We start from the raw sequence: 26,472 nt of genomic DNA on the forward strand, positions 1-26,472 counted from the left end.
TTGGCTATGAGCAACGATCTAGAAAAGGGTACGGCTTCTGATGCAGGCCCGGAGGGTTTGCCATCGCGGCGCAGCCGTCTCGATGCGCTGAAGGCCCGGCGCGATGCGGTTGGGGAAGAGACGGCGCCGTTGGCGGCTCCGGTGGCCGGTGCGCGCGTTGGCAGCCCGCGACCGCAGGGCCGGCGCGGGCGCATGATGGGTGCCGGGGCGGCAGGCGGGGGGCGTGGCGCGGTCAAGCTCAAGATCCTGACCATGGTCCACAAGATCCTGACCCAGACCCCCGAGGACGAGCGCGGGCTTGTCGAGGGCACCAGCTTTACCGTCTCTGGTGTAGAGCGCTTGATGACGCTGTTGCGCGAACGTGCGGCCAGCGAGGGCAAGCCGGGCGCCAAGGCCGCGAGCGGCGCGCTGCGGTTTCTCGCCGCCGATGAGGCCGATCCCGATGCGGTGATGGGGGCCAGCCGGACGCGGCTGAGAGAAATGGCACAGAAGGCAGAGGCGATCAGGGGACGCCGGGGCGGCGCGCGCGGCGGCGTCTGACAAGAAGGTCTCGGCCTGGGTGCCCGCGGTCCGCACCGGTCGGTGCCGGGGAAGTCATATGCTTTGCATGCGGCAGGTGAAACATGACGGTAGAGCTTGACTGCCTTGTTATGGCCTTGCGGGGAATGGACCCCGTCACGCTGTTGCGTGCCTGTGACCGGGCAGGCGCGATCGGTCTTGCCTTCGCGGGCGTGGATCGTGCGCTGGAGGCGCGGCTTGGATTGGCAGGCGTGGCACGGTTCGGCCTGGTGGCAGAAGAGGCCGCGGCGATCGAGGCATTGGCCGTAGATCCCCCGGCGGGTCTGTCCGTGTTGGTGCTTTCCGCGGGCCTTGCGCACGCCGCATCGGGGGCGGTTGCCGCGCTGCACGAGCGCGGCGTTCGGGTGCTGGTCGAGGCCACCGGATGGGAAGCATCACTGGAGGCATTGGCCGACAGGTATGATGGCTTCATCCTGAAGGGCCATGAATGCGCCGGGCTGGTGGGCGAGCAGACGACGTTCATCCTGCTGCAGGAGTTCGCCCGCCATACCGATGCGCCCCTCTACGCGCGCGGTGGCATCACGCCCGAAACCGCGGCCGCGGCGGGTCTTGCGGGGGCCACGGGCGTGGTTCTGGATGACCAGATCGTGCTGATGCGCGAAGCCGGGTTGAAAGATGCCGATCTGCGTCGTCGGATCGCGGCGCTGTCAGGCACCGAAACGATCCAGGTCGAGGCACCAGAGGGCGGACGATACTTGCGCGGTCTCGCGCCCATGGGAAGCACGCTGGGAGCCGAGGTCGCGGCGGCCGCCCTTGAGAGTCCCGAGGCATTGCAAGGCTGGGCCACCCGGCTGAGTTGGGCGGATGGTGCGGTCGCGCCCGGCGGCCAGGGCCTTGTCCTGGCGGAACCGATGCGCAGGCGCCATGGCACGCTTGGCCGGTTGATCGGGGCGATCCGTCGCGCTGCCGCAACGCTGCCCGCGGCCGCGGCGGCGCGGGGTGCGTTGGCGCGGGGCGGGCCGCTGGCCGACAGCCTGGGCATCGACTATCCCGTGTTGCAGGGGCCGATGACGCGGGTCAGCGACGTGCCCGACTTTGCCCTGAAGGTGTCACAAAGCGGTGGCTTGCCGTTCCAGGCGCTGGCCTTGTTGGGAGGCGAACAGGCCGCGGACCTGTTGGAAAGCACCCAAGAGGTGATGGGCGGGCGACCTTGGGGCGTGGGGTTGCTGGGCTTTGCTCCAAGCGGGGTACTCGGACCCCAGCTTGAGGCGATCGAACGCGTTCGCCCCGGTTTCGCCGTGGTCGCGGGCGGGCGCGTCAACCAGATGCACTGGCTGGAAGAACGCGGCATTCACGGCTTCGTTCATGTCGCCACGCCTGCGTTGGCGCGGCATTTCCTCGACGAGGGCATAACACGGTTCGTGGCGGAGGGGCGTGAATGCGGCGGGCATATAGGCCCGCTTTCCAGCTTTGTTCTGTGGGCCGCACTGATCGACGAGATATCCCGCCACCCGCTTGCCGCGCGCAGTCCCGGCAAAATCGAACTTGTCTTCGCGGGGGGGATTCACGACGCGTTATCCGCCGCGATGGTTGCGACACTGGCTGAGCCGCTGGCCTCAAAAGGGGTCAGGATCGGCGTTTTGATGGGCACAGCCTACCTGTTCACCACTGAGATCGTCGAGGCAGGCGCGATCCTGCCCGATTACCAGGACGTGGCGCTGGCCTGCACCGCCACCCAATCGCTTTGGGAAGGGCCGGGCTTTGCCAGCCGCTGCGCGGTTACGCCGATTACCGCCGAATTTCGTGCCCGCAAGGGCGCGCTCGAGGCGGGTGGCGCATCTGTGCCCGAGATCCGCGAGGCGTTGGAGCATTACACTCTGGGACGGTTGCGCATGGCGACCAAGGGGCTGGCGCGTACCGGTCCCGACAGGGCCCTGACGCAGATCGGGCCGGAACAGCGGCTTGCCGAGGGTATGTACATGATCGGGCAGGTCGCCTCGATGCATGACACGGTGGTCCCGATCGCCAGCCTGCATGAAACGGTCTGTGATGGGTCAGTGGCGCTATTGGAGGAACGGTCCGAGGCCGGGGCGGTTGCCGCCCCTGCACCGGCACCCTGTGATATCGCCATTGTCGGCATGGCGACGCTTTTGCCCGGCGCGGATACACTCGAAACCTATTGGCGGCGTATCCTCGGGGGTGAGTGTGCGTTGCGCGACGTGCCCGCCGACCGCTGGTCTGCGTTGCATTATTTTGACTCCGATCCCTCGGCCCGTGACAAGGTTTACGCCCGACGGGGCGGGTTCCTCGAAGATGTGCCTTTCGATCCGTTGAAATACGGGATACCGCCCGCTGCCATCCCCTCTATCGACCCGATGCAAATGCTGGCGCTGGAGGTCGTGGGCGATGCGCTCGACGATGCCTCTGCGGGGGCTGAACTGGCCTTTGACAAGGAACGGACCTCGGTCGTTTTCGGTTTCTCGGGCGGCCTGGGCGAGGCCGGCTTGCAATATGCCGTTCGTTCCGAGCTGGGCCGCCTGCTGGGCCAGGTGCCCGCCGAGATTCTGTCCCGGTTGCCGGAATGGACCGAAGACAGTTTCGCGGGGCTTTTGCCCAATGTCGCGGCGGGGCGCGTGGCCAACCGTTACGACTTCGGGGGGGCGAATTTCACGGTTGACGCGGCTTGCGGCTCGTCGCTGGCCGCACTTTACAACGCGGTTCTGGAACTGGAAAGCGGCCGGTCGGATACGGTGGTCGCGGGCGGCATCGACAGCTTGCAATCGCCATTTGGTTATCTGTGCTTTTCCAAGACAAGGGCCCTGTCGCCGCGCGGCGAGTGTAATACGTTCGATGCCGAGGGCGATGGTATCGTCATATCCGAAGGGCTTGCGGCGGTGGTGCTCAAGCGGCTGGTCGATGCCGAACGGGACGGCGATCGTGTCTACGCCGTGATCAAGGGGGTCGGCGCGTCGTCGGACGGTCGTGCACGGGGGCTGACCGCGCCCTTGCCCAGGGGGCAGCGGCGCGCACTGCGCCGTGCCTACGAACAGGCGGGATTTGCGCCCTCCACGATCCAGCTTTACGAGGCCCATGGCACCGGTACGGTTGCGGGCGACCGGGCGGAACTGGAAACCATCACGGAGGTTCTGCACGAGGCCAAGGCCGCGCCGCGCAGCGTGGCCATCGGATCGGTCAAGACGCTGATCGGTCACACCAAGGCCGCGGCGGGTGTCAGCGGCTTGATAAAGGTTGCGCTAGGGCTGCACCACAAGGTGTTGCCACCCCATGCCAAGGTCACCACGCCCAACCCGGTGCTGACCGCGGATGGGTCGCCGCTTTACCTGTCGCAAAAGCCGCGCCCCTGGATCGTGCCCGAGGGCCAGCCGCGCCGGGCGGGGGTTAGTGCCTTTGGATTCGGCGGCACGAATTTCCATGTCGCGCTGGAGGAATATCGCAACCCCTGCGCGCCCGCCGTGCCGGTCGACCCGGGCCTTGACCTGGGGCTGTTTGCCTTTGCCGCGACGGATCGCGCCGCGCTGTTGGCGGCGGTGAAACGTCTGTGGGCCGATCTTGAGGTAGGCCGTTTCGCGACGCTGAACGCCGCGGCGCGGGCTGTCGCTGGACCATGGCTGGGCGCGCATCGGCTGGCCTTCGTGGCCAAGTCCCTGGACGAGGCGACAGAGCGATTGCGCGCTGCGCTGGTGTTTCTGGAAACTGGTGCCGCAGGGCCGCCCGCGGGGCTGCACCATTCCTTCGCGCCCGCCTTGATGGGGGGCGGCAAGCTGGCGTTTCTCTATTCCGGGCAAGGGTCGCAATATCCTGACATGCTTGCGCGGACCACGCTTCTTGACCCTGCGATGGTGGCCCGGCTTGCGAGGGCCGACCTGCTTTTCGCCGAAACGCCGACCGGCGCGGCCAAGGAGCTTTCGCTGTCGCGTTTCATCTATCCCGGCTGCGCGTTTTGCGCCGAGGATCGTAAGGCGCAGATGGAGGCCCTGACCGCGACCGAGATCGCCCAGCCTGCCCTTGGCGCGATCGAGGCCGGTTTGACAGACCTTCTGGCGGGGCTGGGAATTCGTCCCGACATGGTCGCAGGTCACAGCTATGGTGAAATCGCCGCGCTTTACGCGGCCGGGGCGCTTTCCTTTGACGAACTTATTCGCCTGTCCGAAGCACGCGGCCGGGCCATGGTTGAAAACGGTGATCCCGACAAACCCGGCGCGATGCTGGCTGTCGCGGCTGATCGCGACGCGACCGAGGCGGCGCTGTCAGGTTTGACCGAGGTGGTGATCGCGAATCTCAACTCGCCCCGGCAGACAGTGATTGCCGGCACCGCCGCAGCCATCGACAAGGCCGCCGGGTTGATGGATCGTGCCGGCCTGCAAACCAGCCGCGTACCCGTAAGCCAGGCTTTCCACTCGCCGCTCATGGAAAAGGCCGGTATGGCCTTTTCCGCTGCGCTGGAAACGGTGGAATGGGGCACGCCCGCCTGTCCGGTCTATTCCAACGTCACGACACAGCCACATGCCACATCTGCCGCCGAGTTGTGCGCGGCCATGGCCCGCCACCTGGTCAGCCCGGTCGATTTCGTGGCGATGGTGCGCAACATGGCGCAAGATGGTGCGCGGGTTTTCGTGGAACTGGGGCCGAAATCGGTCTTGTCCAACCGCGTGCCGGAAATCCTGGCCGATGGTCGGGTGCGCGCCATTGCGCTGGACCGTGGATCGGGGGATGCGGCGTCGGTGTTCGAAGCGTTGGCAGAGCTTTTCGTCGAGGGCGCGCCGGTCGATCCGGGTGTTCTGGCGGCACGCATGGCCGCCCCCGTCCCCCGGCCGCGGCCCGACGCGGCCACGACCCCGCAGCTTTGGTATCTCAACGGCGCCTATGCCCGCCGCGCGGCCGATCCGCGGCGCGACATGACGCCTCCGACCGTTCCGGTTCTGGCCGTTCCGCCCGGATCCGCCCCGGAGCCCCAAGAGGAGCTGGTTTTCATGGAAATCAAGCCGAACGACCCCTGGCCCCCGGCGTCGCAGCCGGGCGGGCAGGGCGATATACTGTCCGACTACCATCGCATGATGGCCGAATTCCTGCGGGTGCAGGAAAGCGTGATGCTGGCATATCTGGGTCAGGGCGGGGCACGCGTGCCGTGCCCGACGATGCCCGTTCCGGCCATTGCGTCAGGCCCCTCCGCCTTCCCCGCACCCAGCGTCTCTGCTGCCCCCGCGCCGTCCCCCGCAACTGTGGACGACCCCCCTTCACCTTCTGTTTCTTCTCAGTCAACTCCGACGGGGGACGATACGGAATTGGATAAAGAAACGGTTATCGCACGTTTCCTTTCGGTGGTCGCCGAAAAGACCGGCTATCCCGAGGATACGCTTGATCCCGATCAGGCGATGGAGGCCGATCTCGGTGTAGACTCGATCAAGCGGATGGAGATCCTCGGGGCGCTGCAAAAGGTGTTGCCCGCCGGCCTGGCCGAGCCGATGCGCGCCGAGATGGACGTGATCGCGCAACTGCCGTCGATCCGTGAAATCGTCGAGCATGTTTTTTCAAGGATGAGCGATAGCACCTCTGCCGTCGCAACAGACGTCAGCGGCCCTTTTGATCTCGCCGGGGAGGCCGTGAAAGCCGCGGACGCGGTGCTTCCCCGGTATGTTCAAAGACCCTTTCACGAGCCGGCCGATCACGTCCCGGACGATCTGCCCCCCGATATGCCAGTGATCATTACCGAGTCCGCCGACGGGTTTCATGCGGTGATGGCCGAGGCCCTGACCGGTCATGGCGGACCTGTTTTGATCCTGCCCGGCGCCGAGTTTGAGGCGGCGCAGCCCGCGCGGATCGCCGATTGGCTGGCCGGTAGGGGCGTGGGCGCGGCACCGGTCGCCCTGATCCACTGCGCCGGGCGCGGTGCCTTGCCCGAGCCAGCTGATTTCGATGCCTGGGCACAGGCGCACCGTCATGGAACCAAGGCATTCTTCTCGCTTTTGCAAGTGCTTGCACCGAACCTGCGCGAGGGTGGTCGGGTGCTGTCGTTGTCGGATAGGGGGGGCGATTTCGGGCGGACCACAGGCCCCGCGGAGACCCCGATGATGGCCGCGCCGGGCAACTTGGGCCTGGTCAAGGCGCTGTCGCTGGAATGGCCGGGCGCCAGTCTCAAGGCCGTTGACCTGGACCCCGCAGAAAGCCAGCAAGCCCAGGCGTCCCATGTGCTGCGTGAATTGACGATGCGCGCCGGTCGCCGTGAGGTCGGCTATTGCGGCGGGCAGCGCACGATCCTCAGGACCGAGCCGGCCTCTCTTTCGCCGCCCGTAACGCGACCGGTCGAGCCGGGCCCGGACTGGGTGATCGTGGCCACTGGCGGCGCGCGCGGGATCACAGCCGAATGCCTGCGTCCGCTCGCCGCGTTCTGTCCGGTCCTGGTTCTGGTCGGCCGTGCATCGCTGCCCCAGCCCGAACCAGAGGCGCTGCGCGGATTGGATGATGCCGGGTTGCGTGCGCATTTCCTGGCAGAGGCCAGGGAAAGGGGCGAAAAGGTAAAACCGACCGAAATCGAGGCGCGCTTGCGCCGTCACCTTGCAGATCGCGACATGGCGCAGAATATCCGCGATCTGGCGTCGTTGGGTGCAAGGGTCGACTATCGTGCGGCCGATGTTTCCGATCCGCAGGCGGTCGAGACGCTGTTTGGCGAACTGATGCGCGATCATGGCCGCATCGACATGGTGGTGCATGGCGCGGGACTGATCGAGGACCGCGCCTTCGAGAAAAAGACGCAAGACAGTTTCGACCGGGTCTTCGACACCAAAGTGAATGCCGCCTGGGCGGTCACCCGCGCGGCGATGAACCCGGCTCTCAAGGCGGTGGCGTTTTTCTCGTCGGTGGCGGGGCGCTATGGCAATCCGGGCCAGGCCGATTACGCCGCGGCCAATGAAACGTTGAACCTGTATGCTTGGGCGCTGAAACGCGGGCCGCTGAAACATGTCCGGGTCAAGACGATCAACTGGGGCCCTTGGGGGATGACGACCACGGGCGCGGGCATGGTCACCGAGGCCGTGCGCAGGCAATTCCTGTCGCGGGGCATCGGCATGGTCGAGGCCGGTCCGGGGCGGGAGTTCTTTTACAAGGAACTGTTCTGGTCCGATGCAGACGAGGTCGAAAGCATTGGCTGGGTTGCCGATGGCGAGTCGATGGAATCGCGTGTCTGCGCGCTGCCGCCTGCCCCGCAGGCGCAGGTGCTGGGTGCCCCGCTGGTCCTGTTGCAAGGCGCGCGCAAAACAGCGGGGGGACTGGGCTGGCGCTGTGATATCGTCAGTGCGCCTTATGCCGACCATCACCGCTTTGACGGTGTACCGGTCTTGCCCATGGCTGCCGCCATTCAGATGATGAGCGAACTTCCGGGCATTCTCGGCGATCCGCGCACGGTTGTGGCGCTGGAGGATGTGCGGCTGTTCAATGGCGTGCGCCTGGGTGAGGGCGCGGTCGAGCTGGCGCTGTCGTTGTCAGGGGACGGAGCGGGAGGTCATGTCGCGCGGATCACCGGGCAGGGCGCACGGGCCAAGCCGCATTATGGTGCGCGCCTCGTGATGGGGCAGGGGCTGGACCGCGCAAAAGAACGACCAGCCCCAGTTGCCGCCGACTGGCAGGGCCCCGACATCACCGAGATCTATCGGCGCTGGCTTAGCCATGGCCCGTGTTTCCAAACATTGGACCGGGTTCTGGAAATCAGCGAAACGCGCGCCCGTACCCTTGCCCATGGAACCCGGCCTGCCGATTTGCGCGCGGTCGAGGGAGCGGTTGCCTGGACCTTCGATCCCGCGCTGGTTGACGGGATGCTGCAATCGGTCTGGATCTGGGCCCGCGCGATCCAGGATTTCTCGGGGCTGCCGCTTTCGGCCGGGGTGATCCGGCGACACGACGGCGATCCGATGAACGGCCCGCTTTTGATCGAGACCGATATTCGGGACATCACTACCGCGAACAACGTGCATTCCGATATTCGCACCTTCGACGCTTCCGGGGCGCTTTGCTATGAGATCGCGGATTTCGTGGTGCAATGCACAACGGCGCTGAACAGGCTCGGCGGTGGATGGGCCGGGGGGCTGCGGGATTGGGACAACAGCAGGCCGGATGCCGCCGAATGAGCGCTGACAGGATCGACATTGCCATCGTCGGCATGGCCGGGCTTTATCCCGACGCGCCCGATATAGACGTGTTCTGGTCCAATATCCTGAACTGTCACGACGCGGTACGCGAGGCTGATGAGAGTTGGCTGGGCGGCGCCGATATCTTGGATCCGGGTGCCGACGGGGACATGAGCCGGATCTACACCCGGCGGGGCGGCTTCCTGGGCGATCTGTCGCGGTTCGATCCGCGCCGGTTCGGCACCATGCCGGTATCTGTCGAGGGTGGGCAGCCCGACCAATTCCTGGCCCTCAAGGTGTGCCAGGATGCGCTGGTCGATGCCGGTTATGCCCCCGATTGCGCCGACCATACCCGCACCGGTGTCATCCTCGGCCACGCGGTTCATGCGCACCGCGCCAATTCCAATGGGATGCAACAGGTCTGGTTCCACGCACAGATGCGCAGCATCCTGAACGACCTCTTTCCCGAGGCCGGCGCGCAGCGCATCGCCGAGGCGGTGGCGTTGATGCAGGACAAGTTGCCGACCATCGCGGTCGAGGCAGTGCCGGGGTTGGTGCCCAACATCATGACGGGCAGAATCTGCAACCGCCTGGGCCTGATGGGGCCGAATTACATCATCGATGCCGCCTGTTCCTCGACGCTGATCGCGGTCAACATCGCCGCGAACGAACTGCGCGCGGGCCGGGCTGACCTGATGTTGGCAGGCGGCGTGAACACGACAACCTCGCCGCTGGTCTACAATGTCTTTTGCAGCATCGGAGCGTTGTCGCGGCAGGGGATCATCCGGCCATTCGGGGCCGAGGCGGCCGGCACCGTTCTGGGCGAGGGGGCCGGCGCGCTGGTGTTGAAGCGGCTTGAGGATGCGCTGCGGGACGAGGATCGTATCTATGGTGTGGTAAAAGCAGTCGGCCAGTCTTCGGACGGCAAGAGCACAGGCCTGATGGCGCCTCGGCTTGAGGGCGAGGTGCTGGCGATGCGTCGCGCCTACGAGTTGTCGCGGATCGATCCGGCCAGCATCGGGCTGGTCGAGGCGCATGGCACCGGCATCCCGCTGGGTGACCGGACCGAGGTCAATGCCCTGCGCGAGGTCTTTGGTGCGCGCATCGGCGGTATACCTCAGGTGCCGATAGGGTCCGTCAAGTCAATGATCGGGCATTGCATCCCCGCGGCGGGCTCGGCGGCGCTGATCAAGTCTGCGTTGGCGCTGACCCATCGCATCGTGCCCCCGACGCTATGCGGCGAAGTCGATCCGGGGCTCGGGCTTGAACAGACGCCTTTCTACGTTGCAACAGAGGCCCGGCCCTGGGTGAATTCAGCCCCCACGCCGCGGCGCGCAGCGATCAACGCCTTTGGTTTCGGCGGAATAAATGCGCATCTCGTGCTCGAAGAATCGCCGCTCGGTCGCGACCTCGACGCGACGGCCTGTTACCTGCGGCCGGGTGTTGATACAGCCTTTGTCGAACAGGTTTTCGCTTTTGCCGCACCAGAACGCGATGGTTTGATCGCGGCGATCAGCGCCGTTTCAGATGCCGATGCGGGGCTTGACCCGGCAGGGTTTGCCACGCTCGCGCGGGAGACATGGCAAAGAGCCCGCGCGGTCGGGTCAGGGGAAAGAATGACGCTGGTCGCCGCCGATCCGCAGGATCTGGCGAAAAAAGTAAAAGCTGCGCTGAAACAGCTTGGCAAACCGGGGCTGCGCACGCTCCAGACGCGCAACGGCATCTATTACGAGGCTGCCCCGATGGGGGGCAAGGTCGCGTTTCTCTTTCCCGGCGAGATGGCGCAATATCCCGGCCTGATGGCCGATGCGCTGATGGCTTTTCCACCGGTGCGCGACTGGGTCGATTTCATCGCGAGCCTGTCGGACGGCCAGCGTGCCTTGCGCCTGCAAGACGCCGTGTTCCCGCCGTCGACCTGTGTCGATGATGCGGCAAAGGCGCGTCTGAACGCGGCACTGCACCAGGTCGATTACGGCTCCGAGATCGTTTTTGCCGCCGATCAGGCGGTGTTCTGGATATTGCGCCGGCTGGGAATCCGGCCCGAGGGTATGCTGGGCCATTCCACTGGCGAGAATGCCGCGATCGTGGCCTCTGGGCGGTTACGCCTGGATCGCGCCGCGGTGGGCGAAATGATCGGCCGAATGAACGCGGCCTTCAACAGCGTCAACGAAAGCGGCGCGGTGCCGCAAGGGGTATTGTTGACGGTGGCCGGGCTGGACCGTGCGACCTTTCTCAGCGTGTTCGAGCGGCATGAGGGGTTGCATTTCACCATGGATAACTGCCCCAATCAGGCGATCATGTTCGGGCCGGAATCTGCCGTCGACGCGGCACAATCGGATCTCGTGGCCGCGGGTGCGGTATGTACGCGGCTGCCGATTTGCTGGGGGTATCATACCGATTTCGTGGCCCCGATGGCCGAGCGGTTCCGCTCGCTGTTTGCGGGCGTGCAAACCGGGCCGTCCGATGTGACACTTTATTCCTGCGCTACTGCCGCGCCGTTTCCCGAGGGCGCCGAGGAGATGCTGGATACCGCGATCCTTCAATACGTCTCGCGCGTGCGATTTACCGAGGCGATCGAACGGATGTACGCCGATGGCTACCGGGTATTCGTCGAATGCGGGCCAAATGCGATGCTGACGGCCTTTGTGCGGGACATCCTTGGCGAGCGTCGCTTCCTCTGCGAATCTGCCGATAACCGAAGGCGCGGGATGGTTTCGCACCTGCGCCATCTCGTCGCCCGACTTGTCGCGGCGGGGATAGACTTGGACTATCCCGATCTGCTGGACCCGGCCGAGACCAATGAAGGCCTGCGCCGCCGGACCCGCCGCGCCGAGGATGCCCGCGCGCCCCTGCTGCCCTCTAACCTGCCATTCCTGAAGTTCGATAGCGACGAGAAGAGCCGCCTGCGCAGCCTTCTGGGCTGTGATGCGCCAGCCACGGCGTCCGCTGCCCAGCCCAAGGTGGCGGGTATGCCCGAAACGGAGGCGGCGATGCGCGGCCATATCGAGGTGATGGACGTCTTTTTGAAAGGGCAGGAAAGGATTGGCCGGATCAGTCTTGGCGCACCCGCGCTGGCCGGTGCAGCGCGGCGTGACAGGCACGCGCAGGGCCCGATCGGGGTGCTGGATATCGCGCCGTTCTTCGATGTGCCTTTCGAACTGGACGCGGTGATGATGCGTGGCCAGCCCGGTCTTGACGCCATGGCGCGACATCTTGCCGAACCCGAACGATCGGAGGCCGCGCGCATGTCGCAACGGACCGCGCGCTGGACCGAATGGGCGCTGGGGCGCCTGGCCGCCAAACATGCCGCGCGCGGCTGGCTCGCCCGGCGCGGCCTGCGGGCCGAGAATGCCGACATCGCCGTGCTGAAGACCGAGGCAGGGGCGCCGGTCCTTTCGGTTGCCGGTCAACAGCAGATGCCTTCGGTATCGATTTCTCATGTCGAGGGCTGTGCGGTGGCGGCGGTGGCCGATCTGCCCTGGCGTGTCGGTATCGATTTTGACCGGCCCGACAGGGTACGCGAACCGACCGGGTTTCTTGGGGCGGTGCTGTGCGAGGCCGAGGGGGTCGCGCGCGCGCTGCCGGCCAATGCAGAGACGGCCATCCGGATCTGGACCGCAAAAGAGGCGGCGGCAAAGGCGGTGGGGCAGGGGATGCAAGGGCGTCCCGAGGCCTTTGTGCTTGAAATGCTCGATCCCGTGACAGGCCGGGCGCGCGTGGTCCATGCCGGGCATGGCATCAAGATACAGACCGTTGCGATCATGGGTGGGTTTTGCTCACTGGGATTTGTCGCGGCAGGGTGATAACCGGGGGGCAGGGATGGTTGCCCTAGAAGGGTGCCGCAGGCCGGAACATGGCCGGGAAAACAGCCCGGCGCCGTTCGAATGCAGGAGTAGACGGGCATGGATGCCGCCAAAGTCAGGGCGCTGGTGCAAGCCACGCTGGAAGAATTCATCGAAGATTGGGGCCTGGAGGCCGAGATCAAGCCCGAGACCCGGATCGTCGAGGATCTTGAATTCGACTCGATCGACGTGATCCAGTTGACCGTCGCCATCGAAAGCGCACTTGGCGGGCGCAAGCTGGGGTTCCAGGACCTGCTGATGCGCGATGGCCGATATATCGACGATCTGTCCCTGCGCGAAGTCCAGGATTTCGTTGCCGCCAAGATCGCCGCCTGATCCGTTCAAGCCCGGGGAGATTCCGACGTGACCCAGACCTTTCTTCTTGGCCTTGACGGGGCGAGCTATACCGTTTTGCGCCCGCTGATCGACGGATCGGCGGATGAAGGGGTGGTGATGCCCTATCTTGCCGGCCTTGTTGCAGACGGTTACTCGGCAACCTTGCGCTCAACAGCCCATCCCCTGACCCCTCCGGCCTGGACCTCGGTCTGCACCGGGCGCACGCCCGGCCATCACGGCATCTACGATTTCGTCCGTTTCGAGGATATGGGCGACGACATCTATTTCACGCTTTACGATTCCCGTGACATCCGCTGCGAGACGTTGTGGCAGATTGCGGGCCGTGCGGGAAAGACGGTGGCCTCGTTGAATTTCCCGATGATGGCCCCCCCCCAAGAGGTCAACGGCGCGCTGGTGCCCGGGTTCGTGTCTTGGAAACACCTGCGCCGCAACACCTGGCCGCGCGAACTTTACGACCGGATCAAGACGCTGGACGGGTTCGACCCACGCGAAATGTCGTGGGATTTCGAACGTGAAAGCCAGATCGGCGACGTGATGCCCGATGACGAACTCCATGACTGGGTCGAAAAGCACCTGCCGCGCGACCACCAGTGGTTCAACATCGGTCTGCATCTGCTGCGCGAGGACAATCCTGACCTGATGGCGCTGATGCTGGACGGAACCGACAAGATCCAGCACCAGGCCTGGCACGTGCTGGACCCCAGGTACTGGAACCCGTCAGAGGCATCGCATGGCCGCAAGAAGGTGCGAGCGCTGGTTCTGGATTATTTCCGCGGGTTGGACGGTTATATTCGCGAATTGCACCAGGCCGCGGGGCCGGATTGTCAGTTCGTGATCGTGTCAGATCACGGCTTTACCGGGGCCGAAAAAGTCGTGCGCATCAACAAATATCTTGAATCTTTGGGGGTCTTGGCATGGCGTGCGCATGACGGGTCAGAGGCTGCGCGTCGCCGGGACCTTGCCAACTTTGCCAATCTCGACTGGACACGGACCCGCGCCTATTGCCCGACGCCCTCGTCCAACGGGGTGGTGATCCGGGTGAAGTCTGACAAGAATCCCGGTGGCGTCGATCCCGCCGAATACGAGAGCTTTCGCGCCGGCTTGATCGCCGAGTTGCTGGCGCTTCGCGATCCCGAGACCGGCGAGGCTGTGATCCGCGAGGTTCTCAAGCGCGAGGACGCCTTTCCCGGACCCGCGATGGGACAGGCCCCGGATCTTACGCTGGTGCTGTCGGATCACGGATTTGTGTCGGTGCGTAACCTCGCGCCCGCCGTGGTTACCCGCCCGGTGCCGATGGGCACGCATCACCCCGACGGCATTTTCATAATGACCGGTCCTGGCGTGCGTCGCGCGCAGGGTGCGGTGCTGTCGATCGTTGACACGACTGCAATCGTGGCACACGGCTTGGGACTGGATATTCCGGCCGATTTCGAGGGCAGGGTGCCGGATGATTTGTTCGATGGCGCCTGGCTGACGGAACACCCGGTCAGGATCGGCGGGCAGACCGCCGCGCAGGATGGCACGCCCGCGCATGATGGCGACGAGGCTGATGAGGATCAACGCGAAGAGGTTCTGGCCCAGCTTCGTCTGCTTGGCTATCTTGAGGACTGACAGCCGGGCGCTTGGGCCGGGGGGCGCGCGATGGCGATGATCGACGTGGGCGGCGTGCGCCTGCATGCCACCCTGATCCCACAGCGGAGCAGGCGACCGGCGGGTCAGGCCCCGATGGTCTTTGTTCATGGTCTCGCCGCCTCGCAGGCCTTTTGGTACGCGGCAGGGGTGCAGGTTTTGACCGGTCTGGGTCCGTGCCTGGTCTACGACCTGCGCGGCCACGGCAAGAGCGATACACCCGAAACCGGCTTTGGTCTGGATCGCATGAGCGCAGATCTGCTTGCGGTGATGGATGCGCACGAAATCCCGCGGGCCAATATCGTATGCCATTCCTTTGGCGGCATGATCGCGCTTTATACTGCCTTGAAGGCCCCCGAGCGGGTGCAAAGCCTTGTTCTTGCCGATGTGCGCGTGCGCCCCTTGCAACAAAAACTTGACATCGCCGTGCCGGCCAAGGCCCTGCCGCCCGGCCTGATACGTCGGCTGCGCAGCCTTGGCATCGATGCAGGCCAGATCTCAAATGCCGATGACGGGGTCGATTACCTGCGCACCGTGGCAAGAATCCAACTCGCCGCGGGGGATGAGGCGGGGGATCTGCTTTCGGCGATCTATCATCATCCCGGGCTGTTTCGTTCACGGCGAAACGCACAGAAATGGGTTCAGCTTGCCGAACGTGCGGCCTTCGTCGATGCGCTGCGCGAGGGGGACAGCTTTGGCGCGCAGGATCTGGGGCGGCTGTCTCTGCCGATGCTGATCCTGGTCGGGGCAAAATCCAGCACGCTGGCCTCGGCGCGCGCGCTGCATGAACTTTGCCCGACGACCGTTTTGCGTGAAATTCCCGATATGGGGCATTTTTTTCCGATGTCGCGCCCGCGCCTGTTCCTGCGGCCAACTGTGCGTTTCCTGCACGCGGTCAATACCGGGCGGCTGAAGGGTGTTTGAGTGGGCATCTTTCGCAATGCCTTAAATTTCGCTAATCGCACATGACGGAAATTTCACGGTGCAGGAGACAGAGGTGAACCGCATCCTTGCGACAGTCATGAGCGGCAGTGCGGGGCAGGTGGGCCTTCGGTTTGCGCCAGTTTTCGGGCGGTCATCATGACCCCGGCCGCGCGGGTGGCGGCGGCGATCGGGCTGCTGGATGAGTGGCTGGCCGGTGCGCCGGCCGAGCGGCTGTTGACCAACTGGGCCCGCGCGAACCGCTATGCCGGGGCGCGTGACCGGGCGGCGATACGCGATCTTGTCTTCGACGCGTTGCGACGGTGTCGGTCGGTCGCGGCGCTGGGAGGGGCGCAAACCGGGCGCGCGATGATGATCGGATTGATGCGGGCCCGCGGCGAGGATCTCAACGTGCTGTTCACGGGCGAGGGCTATGGGCCTGCGCCGCTTTGCGAGGCCGAATGGAATGCAGGCCTTGCGCCCGACGACCTGCCCGAACTGGTCGGGTGCGATTGCCCAGAGGCGTTGGCCCCGGTCCTGCGCGACAGTCTTGGCCGGGATTTCCTGCCCGTGATGCATGCGCTACAGGACCGCGCACCGGTTTTCCTGCGCGTCAATACCCGGCTTGCGTCGCTTGAGCAGGCCCGCGCCACGCTGGCCGCCGAGGGGATAGAAACGCGGTCTCATCCCCTGTCACCGACGGCGCTCGAGGTAACGTCGAATGCCCGGCGTATCCAGGCCGGACGGGCCTTTGCCGATGGCTTGGTCGAGTTGCAGGACGCGGCCTCGCAGGCGGTGGCGGACATGATGCCGCTGATCCCGGGTGGACGTTTTCTGGATTACTGCGCGGGCGGCGGAGGAAAGACCCTGGCGCTGGCTGCGCGGGGAGAGGGGGCGTTCTTTGCCCATGATGCCGCGCCCGAGCGGATGCGTGATCTGCCTGACCGGGCAAATCGGGCGGGGGTGCGGGTCACCATAGCCGCCCGGCCACAAGATGCCGGGCTTTTTGATCTGGTCCTGTGCGATGTGCCATGTTCGGGCTCTGGTGCGTGGCGCCGCAGCCCCGAGGCCAAGTGGCGCATGACGCCCGATGATCTGGCGCGCTTGACCGACGTTCAGGCCGCGATACTTGATCGAGCGGCGGGCCTGGTCGGGCCGGGTGGGGCACTGGGATATGCGACCTGTTCGCTGATTTCTGCAGAGAACGGCGCACAGATCGACGCTTTCGTGCAACGCAATCCGGCCTGGCGGGTCGAAGCCGAACGGCAGTTTAGCCCGCTTGAGGGTGGGGACGGGTTCTTTGCCGCGGTACTGCGACGGGAGACGGGGGAGTGTTAACCGGGGATTAATACCTTGGCGCAACACTCGCTCTCAATCCTGGTCTCGATCGGAGTCCGCCTTGCATCGCCACGTCACCGCCCTCGCGGCCTTGGCTCGCGACCCCATCACGCGGGGGGATGCGTCTTTGTGGTTGTTCCTGTCTGCATCCTTGCTGTCGATCCTGGGTGTTTTCTTTACCCCCGATGTGATCGGGATGCCCTTGCTGGCCGCTGCGGGGGCATTGGTTGCACTGGGGGTAGTGCTGCGCGTGGCGGGGGCGCCGTCGGGGCCTTTGGGGCGGCGCAAGCTTGCCGGATTGATCTCGGGCGAAAGCGGGGCCTGTATCGTGACCGATGCAGGGGGGCGGGTCCATCTGTCCACCGTCGAGGCACGGCACCGGCTTCCGGTCAGTCGGGGCCATGCCTTGAGCGAGGCGTTGGGGGCGGTTTTCGCCGATCCCGCCCGTGCGATTTCCGAGTTGCTGGATCGCGCGTCGGAGGGCGGGGCCGCCACGCGCCTGTGCCGTAGCCCGCAGGGTACGTTGCGCGTCAGCGTCACCCGTGCGAGTGCGCGGGCTTATCTGTGGCGGTTTGACGGAGGGGGCGACTGGGTGTCGCCTGCGGGCCTGCCGATGCTGCGGGCCACGACCGGGGGGGTGGTGCTGTCGGTGAATCCGGCCGCTCGGGCGCTTGTGGGCGGGGTGCCGCAAACCACGGCGGAGTTGGGGCTGGACGGGTTGCCGCCGGACGAGGTTGTCGCGACCGGGCTCGACACGGCGGACGGGCGCGTTTGGCGAGGGGGGCTTCGCCTGGCCGTTGGACCCGATACCGACGAGATCTACCTTCTGCCAAGCGCACCGCCGCCGATTGCCTGCGGTCTTGGGCCGGCGGAGTCCGAAGCCGGAGAACAGGCTTTGCTGGAAACGCTGCCGGTGGCGCTCTTGGAACTCGAACGTGACGGTCACGTGCGTTTTGCCAATGGTCGGGCGCGACAGCTTTTGGAGCTTGCACCGGGGATTCCGGCCAATCTGTGCGACCTGCTTGAGGGGCTGGGCCGTCCGATCCGCGACTGGCTGGATGCCGTGGCTGAGGGCCGCGCACCCAGCCGCGGCGAGGTCGTGCGCGCCGCCTTGCCGGATCGGGATACCTACCTGCGGATCACGCTCGATCGGCATGGTCGAGGCGGCGGCCTGGTCGCGGTGCTGGATGACGTGACCGCGATGAAATCGCTTGAGGCACAATTTGCCCAAAGCCAGAAGACCCAGGCGATCGGCCAGTTGGCCGGAGGAATAGCACATGATTTCAATAATCTGCTGACTGCTATCTCGGGTCATTGCGACCTGTTGATGTTACGCCATGATGCGGGCGACCCCGATTACGGCGATCTCGTTCAGATCCATCAGAACGCCAATCGCGCCGCCAGCCTCGTGGGGCAGCTTCTGGCCTTCTCGCGCAAGCAGACCCTGCGTCCAGAGGTTCTGGATCTGCGCGACACGCTGGGCGAGTTGGGCCACTTGCTTGATCGTCTTGTCGGAGAACGGGTTCGTCTGCGCATGCGCCACGCTCCCGACCTGCCCCCGGTGCGCGCCGACAAGCGCCAGCTAGAGCAGGTGGTGATGAATCTCGTCGTCAATGCCCGCGATGCGATGCCGGACGGCGGCATCATTCGGCTTGAAACCGAGTTCTTGCATCTTTCCGCGCCAGAACGGCGCGACCGCGCCGAAGTTCCGCCCGGCGCCTATGCGGTGATCCATGTCAGTGATGACGGCCTGGGGATTGCGCCTGACAAGCTGTCCAAGATATTCGAACCTTTCTACACGACCAAGCGCACCGGAGAGGGCACCGGACTGGGCCTGTCCACGGCCTATGGGATCATAAAGCAGACCGGCGGTTTCATCTTCGTTGAAAGCGTGCCGGGGCAAGGAAGCTGTTTTTCGGTCTATCTGCCGGCCCATATGGGCCCCGTTGTCGCGCAGGCCCCTGTCGATCCCGGCGCCGAGGAAGACCCGCAAGAAGGTGGCGTCGTGCTGTTGGTTGAGGACGAGGCGCCGGTGCGGGCCTTTGCTGTGCGGGCTCTGCGGCTGAAGGGGCACACCGTTCTTGAGGCCGCGAATGGCGAGGACGCGCTCGATCTTTTAGAGGATGACGCACTTGCGCCCGATATCCTGGTCACTGACATGGTGATGCCTGAGATGGACGGCCCCACCCTCGCCGCCGAGGTCCGTATCCGCCGTCCTGGCCTTCCTGTGCTGTTCATGTCCGGCCATGCCGAGGATTCGATGCGCGAGGCACGTTTGCGGCTGGATAAGGCGGAATTCCTGCAAAAGCCGTTTTCCCTGGAAATGCTGGCAGCGGCTGTCAGGCGGGGAATCCGGGCAGGACGCGATGGATCGTAACTGCCTGTTAACCACATGCCGCGAAGATCGCGTCGAGAATTCTGTTGAAATGTTCTCTTTTTGGTCCCATTAGTAGGGTGAACAAAAGGTGATCAAGAGCAGTCATTGCCGCCCGGCGACGGGTGTGAAATAAGGATGAAACACATGGCCGCAGCGAACCTCCTGGATATGGCAGACAAGCGTAATTCCGACAAACAAAAGGCCCTTGAATCCGCGCTGGCGCAGATCGAGCGCCAATTCGGCAAGGGTTCGATCATGCGGCTGGGGGCCGATAACCCCGTTGCCGAGATAGAGGCGACCTCGACCGGGTCGCTGGGCCTGGATATCGCGCTGGGGATCGGCGGCCTGCCGAAGGGTCGGATCGTGGAGATCTATGGCCCGGAAAGCTCTGGCAAGACGACGCTGACACTGCATTGCGTAGCGGAAGAACAGAAAAAAGGTGGCGTTTGCGCCTTTGTCGATGCCGAACACGCGCTGGACCCGATCTATGCGCGCAAACTGGGCGTCGATCTGGACGAGTTGCTGATTTCGCAGCCCGATACCGGCGAACAGGCGCTGGAAATCGTCGACACGCTGGTGCGCTCGGGCGCGGTCAGCATGGTGGTTGTCGATTCGGTGGCCGCGCTTACCCCGAAATCCGAGCTTGAAGGCGACATGGGGGATTCGAGTGTTGGCGTGCAGGCCCGCTTGATGAGCCAGGCGATGCGCAAGTTGACTGGTTCGATTTCGCGGTCGAACTGCATGGTGATCTTTATCAATCAGATCCGGATGAAGATCGGCGTGATGTTCGGCAGCCCCGAGACGACGACAGGCGGCAACGCGCTCAAGTTCTACTCCTCCGTGCGGCTGGATATTCGTCGTATCGGGTCGATCAAGGATCGCGACGAGGTCGTTGGCAACACGACGCGCGTCAAGGTGGTCAAGAACAAGGTCGCGCCGCCCTTCAAGCAGGTCGAATTCGACATCATGTATGGGGAAGGCATTTCGAAGACGGGCGAGTTGATCGACCTGGGCGTCAAGGCCGGTGTCGTGGACAAGTCAGGCGCATGGTATTCTTACGGCGATGAACGCATCGGGCAAGGACGTGAGAACGCCAAGACCTTCCTCAAGGAAAACACCTCTGTCGCACTTGAGATTGAGGACAAGATCCGCGCCGCGCACGGCCTGGATTTCAGTGCCGGTGAGGATGACGACTCGGTCATGGAATCCTGAGAGCCTTTGACCCCGTCAGGCCGGGCCAGCTAGGCCCGGCCTTTTCGTAAGGCATGGACAGCCCCGGCGCACGGCGATACATCGGGCCGACGATATTTCCGAACCCGTGTCCGAAAGGCCCGTTGCACATGCCCAGCCTGAACGAAATTCGTTCGACCTTCCTGAGCTATTTCGAACGGAACGGCCATAAGGTGGTCGAAAGTTCCCCCCTCGTGCCGCGCAACGACCCCACGCTGATGTTCGCCAATTCCGGCATGGTTCAGTTCAAGAACCTGTTTACCGGGGTCGAGCACCGCGATTACAAGCGCGCCACCACCGCACAGAAATGCGTGCGCGCAGGGGGCAAGCATAACGACCTGGATAATGTCGGCTATACCGCGCGCCATCATACTTTCTTTGAAATGCTCGGCAATTTCAGCTTTGGCGATTATTTCAAGGAACAGGCCATCCCCTTTGCCTGGGAATTGCTGACGCGCGATTTCGACATCCCTGCCGAGCGGCTTCTGGTGACCGTCTACCACACGGATGACGAGGCCGCGGCGATCTGGAAAAAGGTGGCTGGCCTGCCCGATGACCGGATCATCCGCATCCCCACCAATGATAATTTCTGGCAAATGGGCGATACTGGCCCTTGCGGCCCCTGCACCGAGATCTTTTTCGACCACGGTGATCATATCTGGGGCGGCCCGCCGGGCAGCAAGGACGAGGACGGTGACCGGTTCATAGAGATCTGGAACCTCGTCTTCATGCAATACGAACAGTTCGACGATGGCACCCGCCGCGATCTGTCAGCCCAATCGATCGATACCGGCATGGGGCTTGAGCGCATCGGCGCGCTGTTGCAGGGCAAGCACGACAATTACGACACCGACCTGATGCGGGCGCTGATCGAGGCGTCCGCCAATGCCACCTCGTCCGAACCCGACGGGCCGGGCAACGTGCATCACCGGGTGATTGCGGATCACCTGCGCTCGACCTCTTTTCTGATCGCCGATGGGGTGATGCCCTCCAACGAGGGGCGTGGCTACGTGCTGCGCCGGATCATGCGCCGGGCGATGCGGCATGCGCACCTCTTGGGCGCAAAAGACCCGGTCATGCACCGGTTGGTGCCCGCGCTGGTCACCCAGATGGGCGCGGCCTATCCCGAACTCGGACGTGCGCAGGCCCTGATCGAGGAAACGCTCGTGCTTGAAGAAACCCGGTTCATCCAGACGCTCGATCGCGGGCTGCGTTTGCTTGATGACGAACTGGCGCGCCTGCCTGAGGGTGCGCCGCTACCGGGGGCTGCGGCGTTCCGGCTTTATGACACTTATGGCTTTCCGCTCGACCTGACCCAGGATGCGTTGCGCGAACAGGGGCGCGGGGTGGATGTCGCGGGATTTGATGCGGCGATGGCCGAACAAAAGGCCAAGGCCCGTGCCGCCTGGACCGGTTCGGGCGAGGCGAAAGAGGCGCGCATCTGGTTCGAGCTTTCCGAACGCATCGCCCCCACCGAGTTTTTGGGCTATGACACCGAGGTGGCAGAGGGCCAGGTCATGGCGCTGGTTGTCGATGGCCGGGCCGTCGATTCCCTCCCCGAGGGCGGCGAGGGGTGGATGGTGGTCAACCAGACCCCGTTCTACGGTGAATCGGGCGGCCAGGTGGGCGATAGTGGCACCTATCTTAAGCCCGATGGGGCGGGTGCGGTTATCGATACGCAAAAGATGCCCGGCGGGCTGTTCGCCCACAAGGTGCGGCCCGAAAAGGCCGTGCTTTGCATGGGGGACGCGCTGGAACTGCGTGTCGATCACGCCCGTCGCGGCGCAATCCGCGCCAGTCATTCGGCCACTCACCTGCTCCACGAGGCCCTGCGCCAGACCTTGGGCGATCATGTCGCGCAAAAGGGCTCGCTGAATGCGCCGGACCGGCTGCGCTTCGATTTCAGCCATGCCAAGGCGATGAGCGCGGAGGAACTGGCGACGGTGGAATCCGAGGTCAACGCCTTCATCCGGCAGAACTCGGCGGTGGAAACCCGGATCATGACGCCGGACGACGCCCGCGCCATCGGCGCGCAGGCGCTGTTCGGCGAGAAATACGGCGACGAGGTGCGCGTGGTCTCGATGGGCCGCGCCGCGACCGGCAAGGGCCACGACGGCAACACCTGGTCGATCGAGCTCTGCGGCGGCACCCATGTGCGCCAGACCGGCGATATCGGGCAATTCCTGATCCTATCTGAGAACGCTTCTGCTGCGGGTGTGAGACGCATCGAAGCAATTACCGGGCAGGATGCGATAACCGACATTCGCAAGCATCTGTTGATCCTTGATCGCCTGACGCTCGATCTTGGCTGTCTGCCCGAAGAGATGAGTGCTCGCGTTTCCAGCCTAAAGAAGGAGAAACGGGCGCTGGAAACGGAAGTAGCTTCCCTGCGCCGCGAGCTTGCGATGGCGGGGCCGGGCGGCGCGGCGCCCGAAACGCGGCAGGTCGGCGGCGTGCCGTTCTTCGCGCAGGTGCTGTCGGGGGTGTCGGGCAAGGACCTGCCGCCCTTGATCGACGAGCACAAGGCGCGGCTCGGCTCGGGCGCGGTGCTGCTGATCGCCGAGGCGGGCGGCAAGGCCGCGGTGGCGGCCGGCGTGACCGACGACCTGACCGGCAAGCTGTCGGCGGTCGATCTGGTGCGGGCTGCGGTGGCCGAACTGGGCGGCAAGGGCGGTGGCGGACGGCCCGACATGGCACAGGGCGGCGGCAAGGACAGCACTAATGCGGAGGCCGCGATAAAGGCTGCGCAGGCGGTGCTGGGGTCATAGATGCCTGCTCTGTGGATTGCCCATGTCACCGTCACCGATCCCGAGGCCTATGCCCGCTATGCGGAACTTGCTGGGCCCGCGATTGCGAAACATGATGGCCGCTTCATCGCGCGCGGCGGCCGCTTCGTTCAGCTCGAGGGCCATGAACGGGCGCGCAACGTGGTCGCCTGGTTTCCGTCCGTCGAGGCCGCAGAGGCCTGTTACCACTCGCCAGACTACCAAACGGCGCTCGATCATGCCCGCGGCGCCTCGGAACGGGAGTTGCTGATCGTCGAAACCAGCGAGTAAAAGGGCCGGGGTGATTTACCCCAGCCCTTTCTTCTTCTTGGAAAAAATACCCCAAACGGGCCGCAGGCCCGCAATTTTCCAGGTGAAAATCGTCAGCTGCTCCGGGCCGCACGCTTGCGCTCGTGCGGGTCCAAAAACCGCTTGCGCAGCCGCACCGCGTTGGGCGTGACCTCTACCAGTTCATCATCATCGATATAGGCGATTGCCTCTTCCAGGCTCATGGTAACCGGCGTGGTCAGGCGCACCGCGTCATCGGTGCCCGACGCGCGGACGTTGGTGAGTTTCTTGCCCTTGAGCGGGTTGACCTCCAGGTCGTTGTCACGGGAATGCTCGCCGATGATCATCCCCTGGTAGACCGGGGCCTGTGCCCCGATGAATAGCCGCCCCCGTTCTTCCAGGTTCCACAGTGCATAGGCGACCGAGGTGCCATCCTCCATCGAAATCAGCACCCCCGCCCGCCGGCCAGGGATCGGGCCCTTGTGCGGTGCCCAGTCATGGAAAACGCGGTTCAGTACGCCGGTGCCGCGTGTGTCTGTCATGAACTCGCCGTGATACCCAATCAATCCCCGCGAGGGGACATGGGCCACGATCCGGGTCTTGCCGGCGCCTGCCGGGCGCATCTCGACCATCTCACCACGCCGGACACCGGTCAGTTTCTCGATGACGACGCCGGAATAGTCGTCATCCACGTCGATGGTGACTTCCTCGATCGGTTCCAGCTTTTGTCCGTTTTCCTCACGCATCAGCACCTGTGGGCGCGAGATCGACAATTCGAACCCCTCGCGGCGCATGTTCTCGATCAGCACGCCCATTTGCAATTCGCCCCGGCCCGCGACCTCGAAGGCCTCGCCGCCGGGCGTATCGGACACGCGGATCGCCACGTTCGACTCGGCCTCTTTCATCAGCCGCTCGCGAATCACGCGCGATTGCACCTTCTTGCCGTCGCGCCCGGCCAGCGGGCTGTCATTGATGCCGAAGGTAACACTGATGGTCGGCGGGTCGATGGGTTGGGCAGGTAGCGGCGTATCGATGGCCGGCGCACAGAGCGTGTCGGCCACGGTCGCCTTGGACATCCCCGCGAGCGTGACGATATCGCCTGCCTCACCCTCGTCGATGGGCTGTTGGCCAAGGCCGCGAAAGGCCAGTACCTTGGTCACGCGAAAATTCTCGATCAGGTCGCCCGTCCGCGTAAGGGCCTTGACCTGGTCGCCCGGTTTCACACGGCCGCTTTCGATCCGGCCGGTCAGCACGCGCCCGATGAACGGGTCCGCGCCCAGCGTGGTGGCCAGCATGCGAAAGGGTTCGTCGATATGGGCAAGCTGCCGCGGCGCGGGAACGTGATCAAGCACGAGGTCGAACAGCGCGTGGAGATCCTTGCGCGGCCCGTCCAGCGTCGTATCGGCCCAGCCAGAACGGCCAGAAGCATAGAGATGCGGGAAATCGAGCTGTTCATCCGTGGCGCCGAGATTGGCGAAGAGGTCGAACACCTCGTCCAGCGCGCGGTCTGGCTCGGCATCGGGCTTGTCGACCTTGTTGACCACCACGATCGGGCGTAGCCCCAACGCAAGTGCCTTTGAGGTCACGAACTTGGTCTGGGGCATCGGCCCCTCGGCTGCATCCACCAAGAGCACCACGCCATCGACCATACTGAGGATGCGTTCGACCTCGCCGCCGAAATCCGCGTGGCCGGGGGTGTCGACGATATTGACGCGGTGGCCGTCCCACTCGACGCTTGTGGCTTTGGCCAGGATTGTGATGCCGCGTTCGCGTTCCAGGTCGTTGCTATCCATCGCCCGTTCCGCGACGGTCTGGTTCTCGCGGAAAGCGCCGGATTGTTTCAAAAGCTGGTCCACCAGGGTGGTCTTGCCGTGATCGACATGCGCGATGATCGCGATGTTGCGAAGGTCCATGTTCGTCTGCCTTTTTGGGATTGTCCTGCCGATAGGGTGTTTCGCATCAAAAGGCCAGCGCGAATGATCAATGCGGGCTGGTTTTCGAAAAGAGATGGATCACGGTGATGCCGCCTACGATCATCGTCATGCCGATTGCGCCGGGCAGGTCGACACGCTGGCCAAAGACAACCCAGGCGATGGCGGCGATCAGAACGACGCCCAGCCCCGACCATATCGCGTAGGCGACCCCGACCGGAATGGTGCGCAGGGCAAATGACAGGAAATAAAAAGATAGCGCGTAACCGGCCACGACAATGACGCTGGGCAGAAGACGCGTGAACTGCTGGCTGGCTTGCAACGCCGATGTGGCGGCGGTTTCGGTAAGGATGGCCAGCAACAGGAACAAGTAGGATTTCGGCATGGTGCGGACCCTCAGCGCGCGATATAGCGGTCGCGTCGATGGTTGGTTGCGATAATGATGTTGAGGACGGCGGCACCGACAAGGGAATGAAAAACCGTGAGCGGCGCGATGACGCCAAGAGCAAGTGCAAAGACTGCCGCGTCAAATCCGAGCTGCACCCAACCTGCGCTTATCCCGCGCGTGTCCTGCACCCAGAGCGCCACGATGCCCACACCGCCCAGGCTGGCGCCGTGGCGAAATAACGCCAGAAGGCCCGCACCCGCGGTAACGCCTGCAAGGATTGATCCGGCCAGCGGATGAACCGTTTCAAAACTCAGAAAATGCGGCACAACTTCGGTGAACAGCGACAAGAGCGCGACCGCTGCAAAGGTCTTTAGCGTGAAACGCCAACCCAGCCGACGCAGCGCCAGCACGTAAAAAGGAAGGTTGAGCGCAAAGAAAATCGGGCCAAAGCCGATCCCGCTGGCATAGGAGGCCACCAGGGACAGCCCGGCAATCTGACCGGTCACAAGGTCCGCGCTTTTCAAAAGCTGGACAGACAGCGCAACCAGCAGCGTGCCCACGAAAAGGCCCTGCACATCCTCGATCAGGCTATGGCGTGCGACGGAATCCTGCATGGGCAAGGGCATGGCGCGAAACCGGTGGGCTTGTCCAGAGGCAAGCCCGATCCGGGCGGGATGTGCGCCGCCCACGGGATGAGCGGTCTGCACGGCAAGGCGGCATCAACAAAAAAGGGCCGGCGCGATGGCCGG

The 26,472-nt window shown here is 64.5% G+C and carries 14 protein-coding genes; 11 read left to right on the forward strand and 3 right to left on the reverse strand.

Going from position 1 to position 26,472, the window contains the following annotated elements; all coding sequences use genetic code 11:
* Positions 1-6 precede the first annotated feature (6 nt).
* The 11 genes from EV663_RS03415 to EV663_RS03465 all read left to right on the forward strand — a co-directional run bounded on the left by EV663_RS03415 (position 7) and on the right by EV663_RS03465 (position 23,407).
* Entirely contained in the window at positions 7-540 is a 534-nt protein-coding gene (locus EV663_RS03415; RefSeq protein ID WP_132950344.1) for a hypothetical protein, read from the forward strand.
* An 83-nt stretch (positions 541-623) separates the two neighbouring features.
* A complete protein-coding gene (locus EV663_RS03420; protein WP_132950345.1) occupies positions 624-8,657 on the forward strand; it encodes a type I polyketide synthase in 8,034 nt (2,677 codons plus the stop codon).
* The gene (locus tag EV663_RS03425) at positions 8,654-12,460 is read left to right on the forward strand and encodes a type I polyketide synthase (protein ID WP_165910117.1); all 3,807 of its coding nucleotides are present in this window, start codon (positions 8,654-8,656) and stop codon (positions 12,458-12,460) included. Before EV663_RS03420 ends, EV663_RS03425 begins: the two co-directional genes overlap by 4 nt.
* 99 nt (positions 12,461-12,559) lie before the next feature.
* On the forward strand, positions 12,560-12,835 hold the full coding sequence (locus EV663_RS03430) for a phosphopantetheine-binding protein (protein WP_132950347.1): 276 nt from the start codon (positions 12,560-12,562) through the stop codon (positions 12,833-12,835).
* Between the two features lie 27 nt (positions 12,836-12,862).
* Entirely contained in the window at positions 12,863-14,467 is a 1,605-nt protein-coding gene (locus EV663_RS03435) for an alkaline phosphatase family protein (protein ID WP_132950348.1), read from the forward strand.
* Between the two features lie 30 nt (positions 14,468-14,497).
* Positions 14,498-15,409, forward strand: a complete 912-nt coding sequence (locus EV663_RS03440; protein WP_132950349.1) for an alpha/beta fold hydrolase — start codon at positions 14,498-14,500, stop codon at positions 15,407-15,409.
* A 156-nt stretch (positions 15,410-15,565) separates the two neighbouring features.
* A complete protein-coding gene (locus EV663_RS03445; RefSeq protein ID WP_132950350.1) occupies positions 15,566-16,744 on the forward strand; it encodes an RsmB/NOP family class I SAM-dependent RNA methyltransferase in 1,179 nt (392 codons plus the stop codon).
* Positions 16,745-16,805: 61 nt separating this feature from the next.
* Positions 16,806-19,121 (forward strand): hybrid sensor histidine kinase/response regulator, encoded by a 2,316-nt coding sequence (locus tag EV663_RS03450; protein ID WP_132950351.1) that lies wholly within the window; start codon positions 16,806-16,808, stop codon positions 19,119-19,121.
* Positions 19,122-19,265: 144 nt separating this feature from the next.
* Positions 19,266-20,333 carry a recombinase RecA gene (gene recA, locus EV663_RS03455; protein WP_132950352.1) on the forward strand — a complete coding sequence of 356 codons (1,068 nt, stop codon included), beginning with the start codon at positions 19,266-19,268 and terminating at the stop codon, positions 20,331-20,333.
* Between the two features lie 128 nt (positions 20,334-20,461).
* Entirely contained in the window at positions 20,462-23,119 is a 2,658-nt protein-coding gene (gene alaS / locus EV663_RS03460; RefSeq protein WP_132950353.1) for an alanine--tRNA ligase, read from the forward strand.
* Entirely contained in the window at positions 23,120-23,407 is a 288-nt protein-coding gene (locus EV663_RS03465) for a DUF1330 domain-containing protein (protein ID WP_132950354.1), read from the forward strand. It abuts the gene before it with no gap.
* Between the two features lie 92 nt (positions 23,408-23,499).
* On the opposite strand, the gene typA is transcribed toward EV663_RS03465, so the two are convergent.
* The 3 genes from typA to EV663_RS03480 all read right to left on the reverse strand — a co-directional run bounded on the left by typA (position 23,500) and on the right by EV663_RS03480 (position 26,337).
* Entirely contained in the window at positions 23,500-25,317 is a 1,818-nt protein-coding gene (typA, locus tag EV663_RS03470; RefSeq protein ID WP_132950355.1) for a translational GTPase TypA, read from the reverse strand.
* 67 nt (positions 25,318-25,384) lie between these two features.
* Positions 25,385-25,720: a DMT family transporter gene (locus EV663_RS03475; protein ID WP_132950356.1), complete on the reverse strand. Its 336-nt coding sequence runs from the start codon at positions 25,718-25,720 to the stop codon at positions 25,385-25,387.
* Between the two features lie 11 nt (positions 25,721-25,731).
* Positions 25,732-26,337 (reverse strand): YitT family protein, encoded by a 606-nt coding sequence (locus EV663_RS03480; RefSeq protein WP_132950423.1) that lies wholly within the window; start codon positions 26,335-26,337, stop codon positions 25,732-25,734.
* Between the last annotated feature and the right edge of the window lie 135 nt (positions 26,338-26,472).

Origin of the sequence: Rhodovulum bhavnagarense (genome assembly GCF_004343505.1) — a bacterium.
Classification (GTDB): domain Bacteria; phylum Pseudomonadota; class Alphaproteobacteria; order Rhodobacterales; family Rhodobacteraceae; genus Rhodovulum; species Rhodovulum bhavnagarense.

Coding starts and splice junctions, on each gene's coding strand:
- EV663_RS03480 (WP_132950423.1), bottom strand. CDS start 26,337: ATGCAGGATTCCGTCGCACGCCATAGCCTGATCGAGGATGTGCAGGGC.
- EV663_RS03475 (WP_132950356.1), bottom strand. CDS start 25,720: ATGCCGAAATCCTACTTGTTCCTGTTGCTGGCCATCCTTACCGAAACC.
- EV663_RS03430 (WP_132950347.1), top strand. CDS start 12,560: ATGGATGCCGCCAAAGTCAGGGCGCTGGTGCAAGCCACGCTGGAAGAA.
- EV663_RS03415 (WP_132950344.1), top strand. CDS start 7: ATGAGCAACGATCTAGAAAAGGGTACGGCTTCTGATGCAGGCCCGGAG.
- EV663_RS03445 (WP_132950350.1), top strand. CDS start 15,566: ATGACCCCGGCCGCGCGGGTGGCGGCGGCGATCGGGCTGCTGGATGAG.
- recA (WP_132950352.1), top strand. CDS start 19,266: ATGGCCGCAGCGAACCTCCTGGATATGGCAGACAAGCGTAATTCCGAC.
- EV663_RS03440 (WP_132950349.1), top strand. CDS start 14,498: ATGGCGATGATCGACGTGGGCGGCGTGCGCCTGCATGCCACCCTGATC.
- EV663_RS03465 (WP_132950354.1), top strand. CDS start 23,120: ATGCCTGCTCTGTGGATTGCCCATGTCACCGTCACCGATCCCGAGGCC.
- EV663_RS03420 (WP_132950345.1), top strand. CDS start 624: ATGACGGTAGAGCTTGACTGCCTTGTTATGGCCTTGCGGGGAATGGAC.
- typA (WP_132950355.1), bottom strand. CDS start 25,317: ATGGACCTTCGCAACATCGCGATCATCGCGCATGTCGATCACGGCAAG.
- alaS (WP_132950353.1), top strand. CDS start 20,462: ATGCCCAGCCTGAACGAAATTCGTTCGACCTTCCTGAGCTATTTCGAA.
- EV663_RS03425 (WP_165910117.1), top strand. CDS start 8,654: ATGAGCGCTGACAGGATCGACATTGCCATCGTCGGCATGGCCGGGCTT.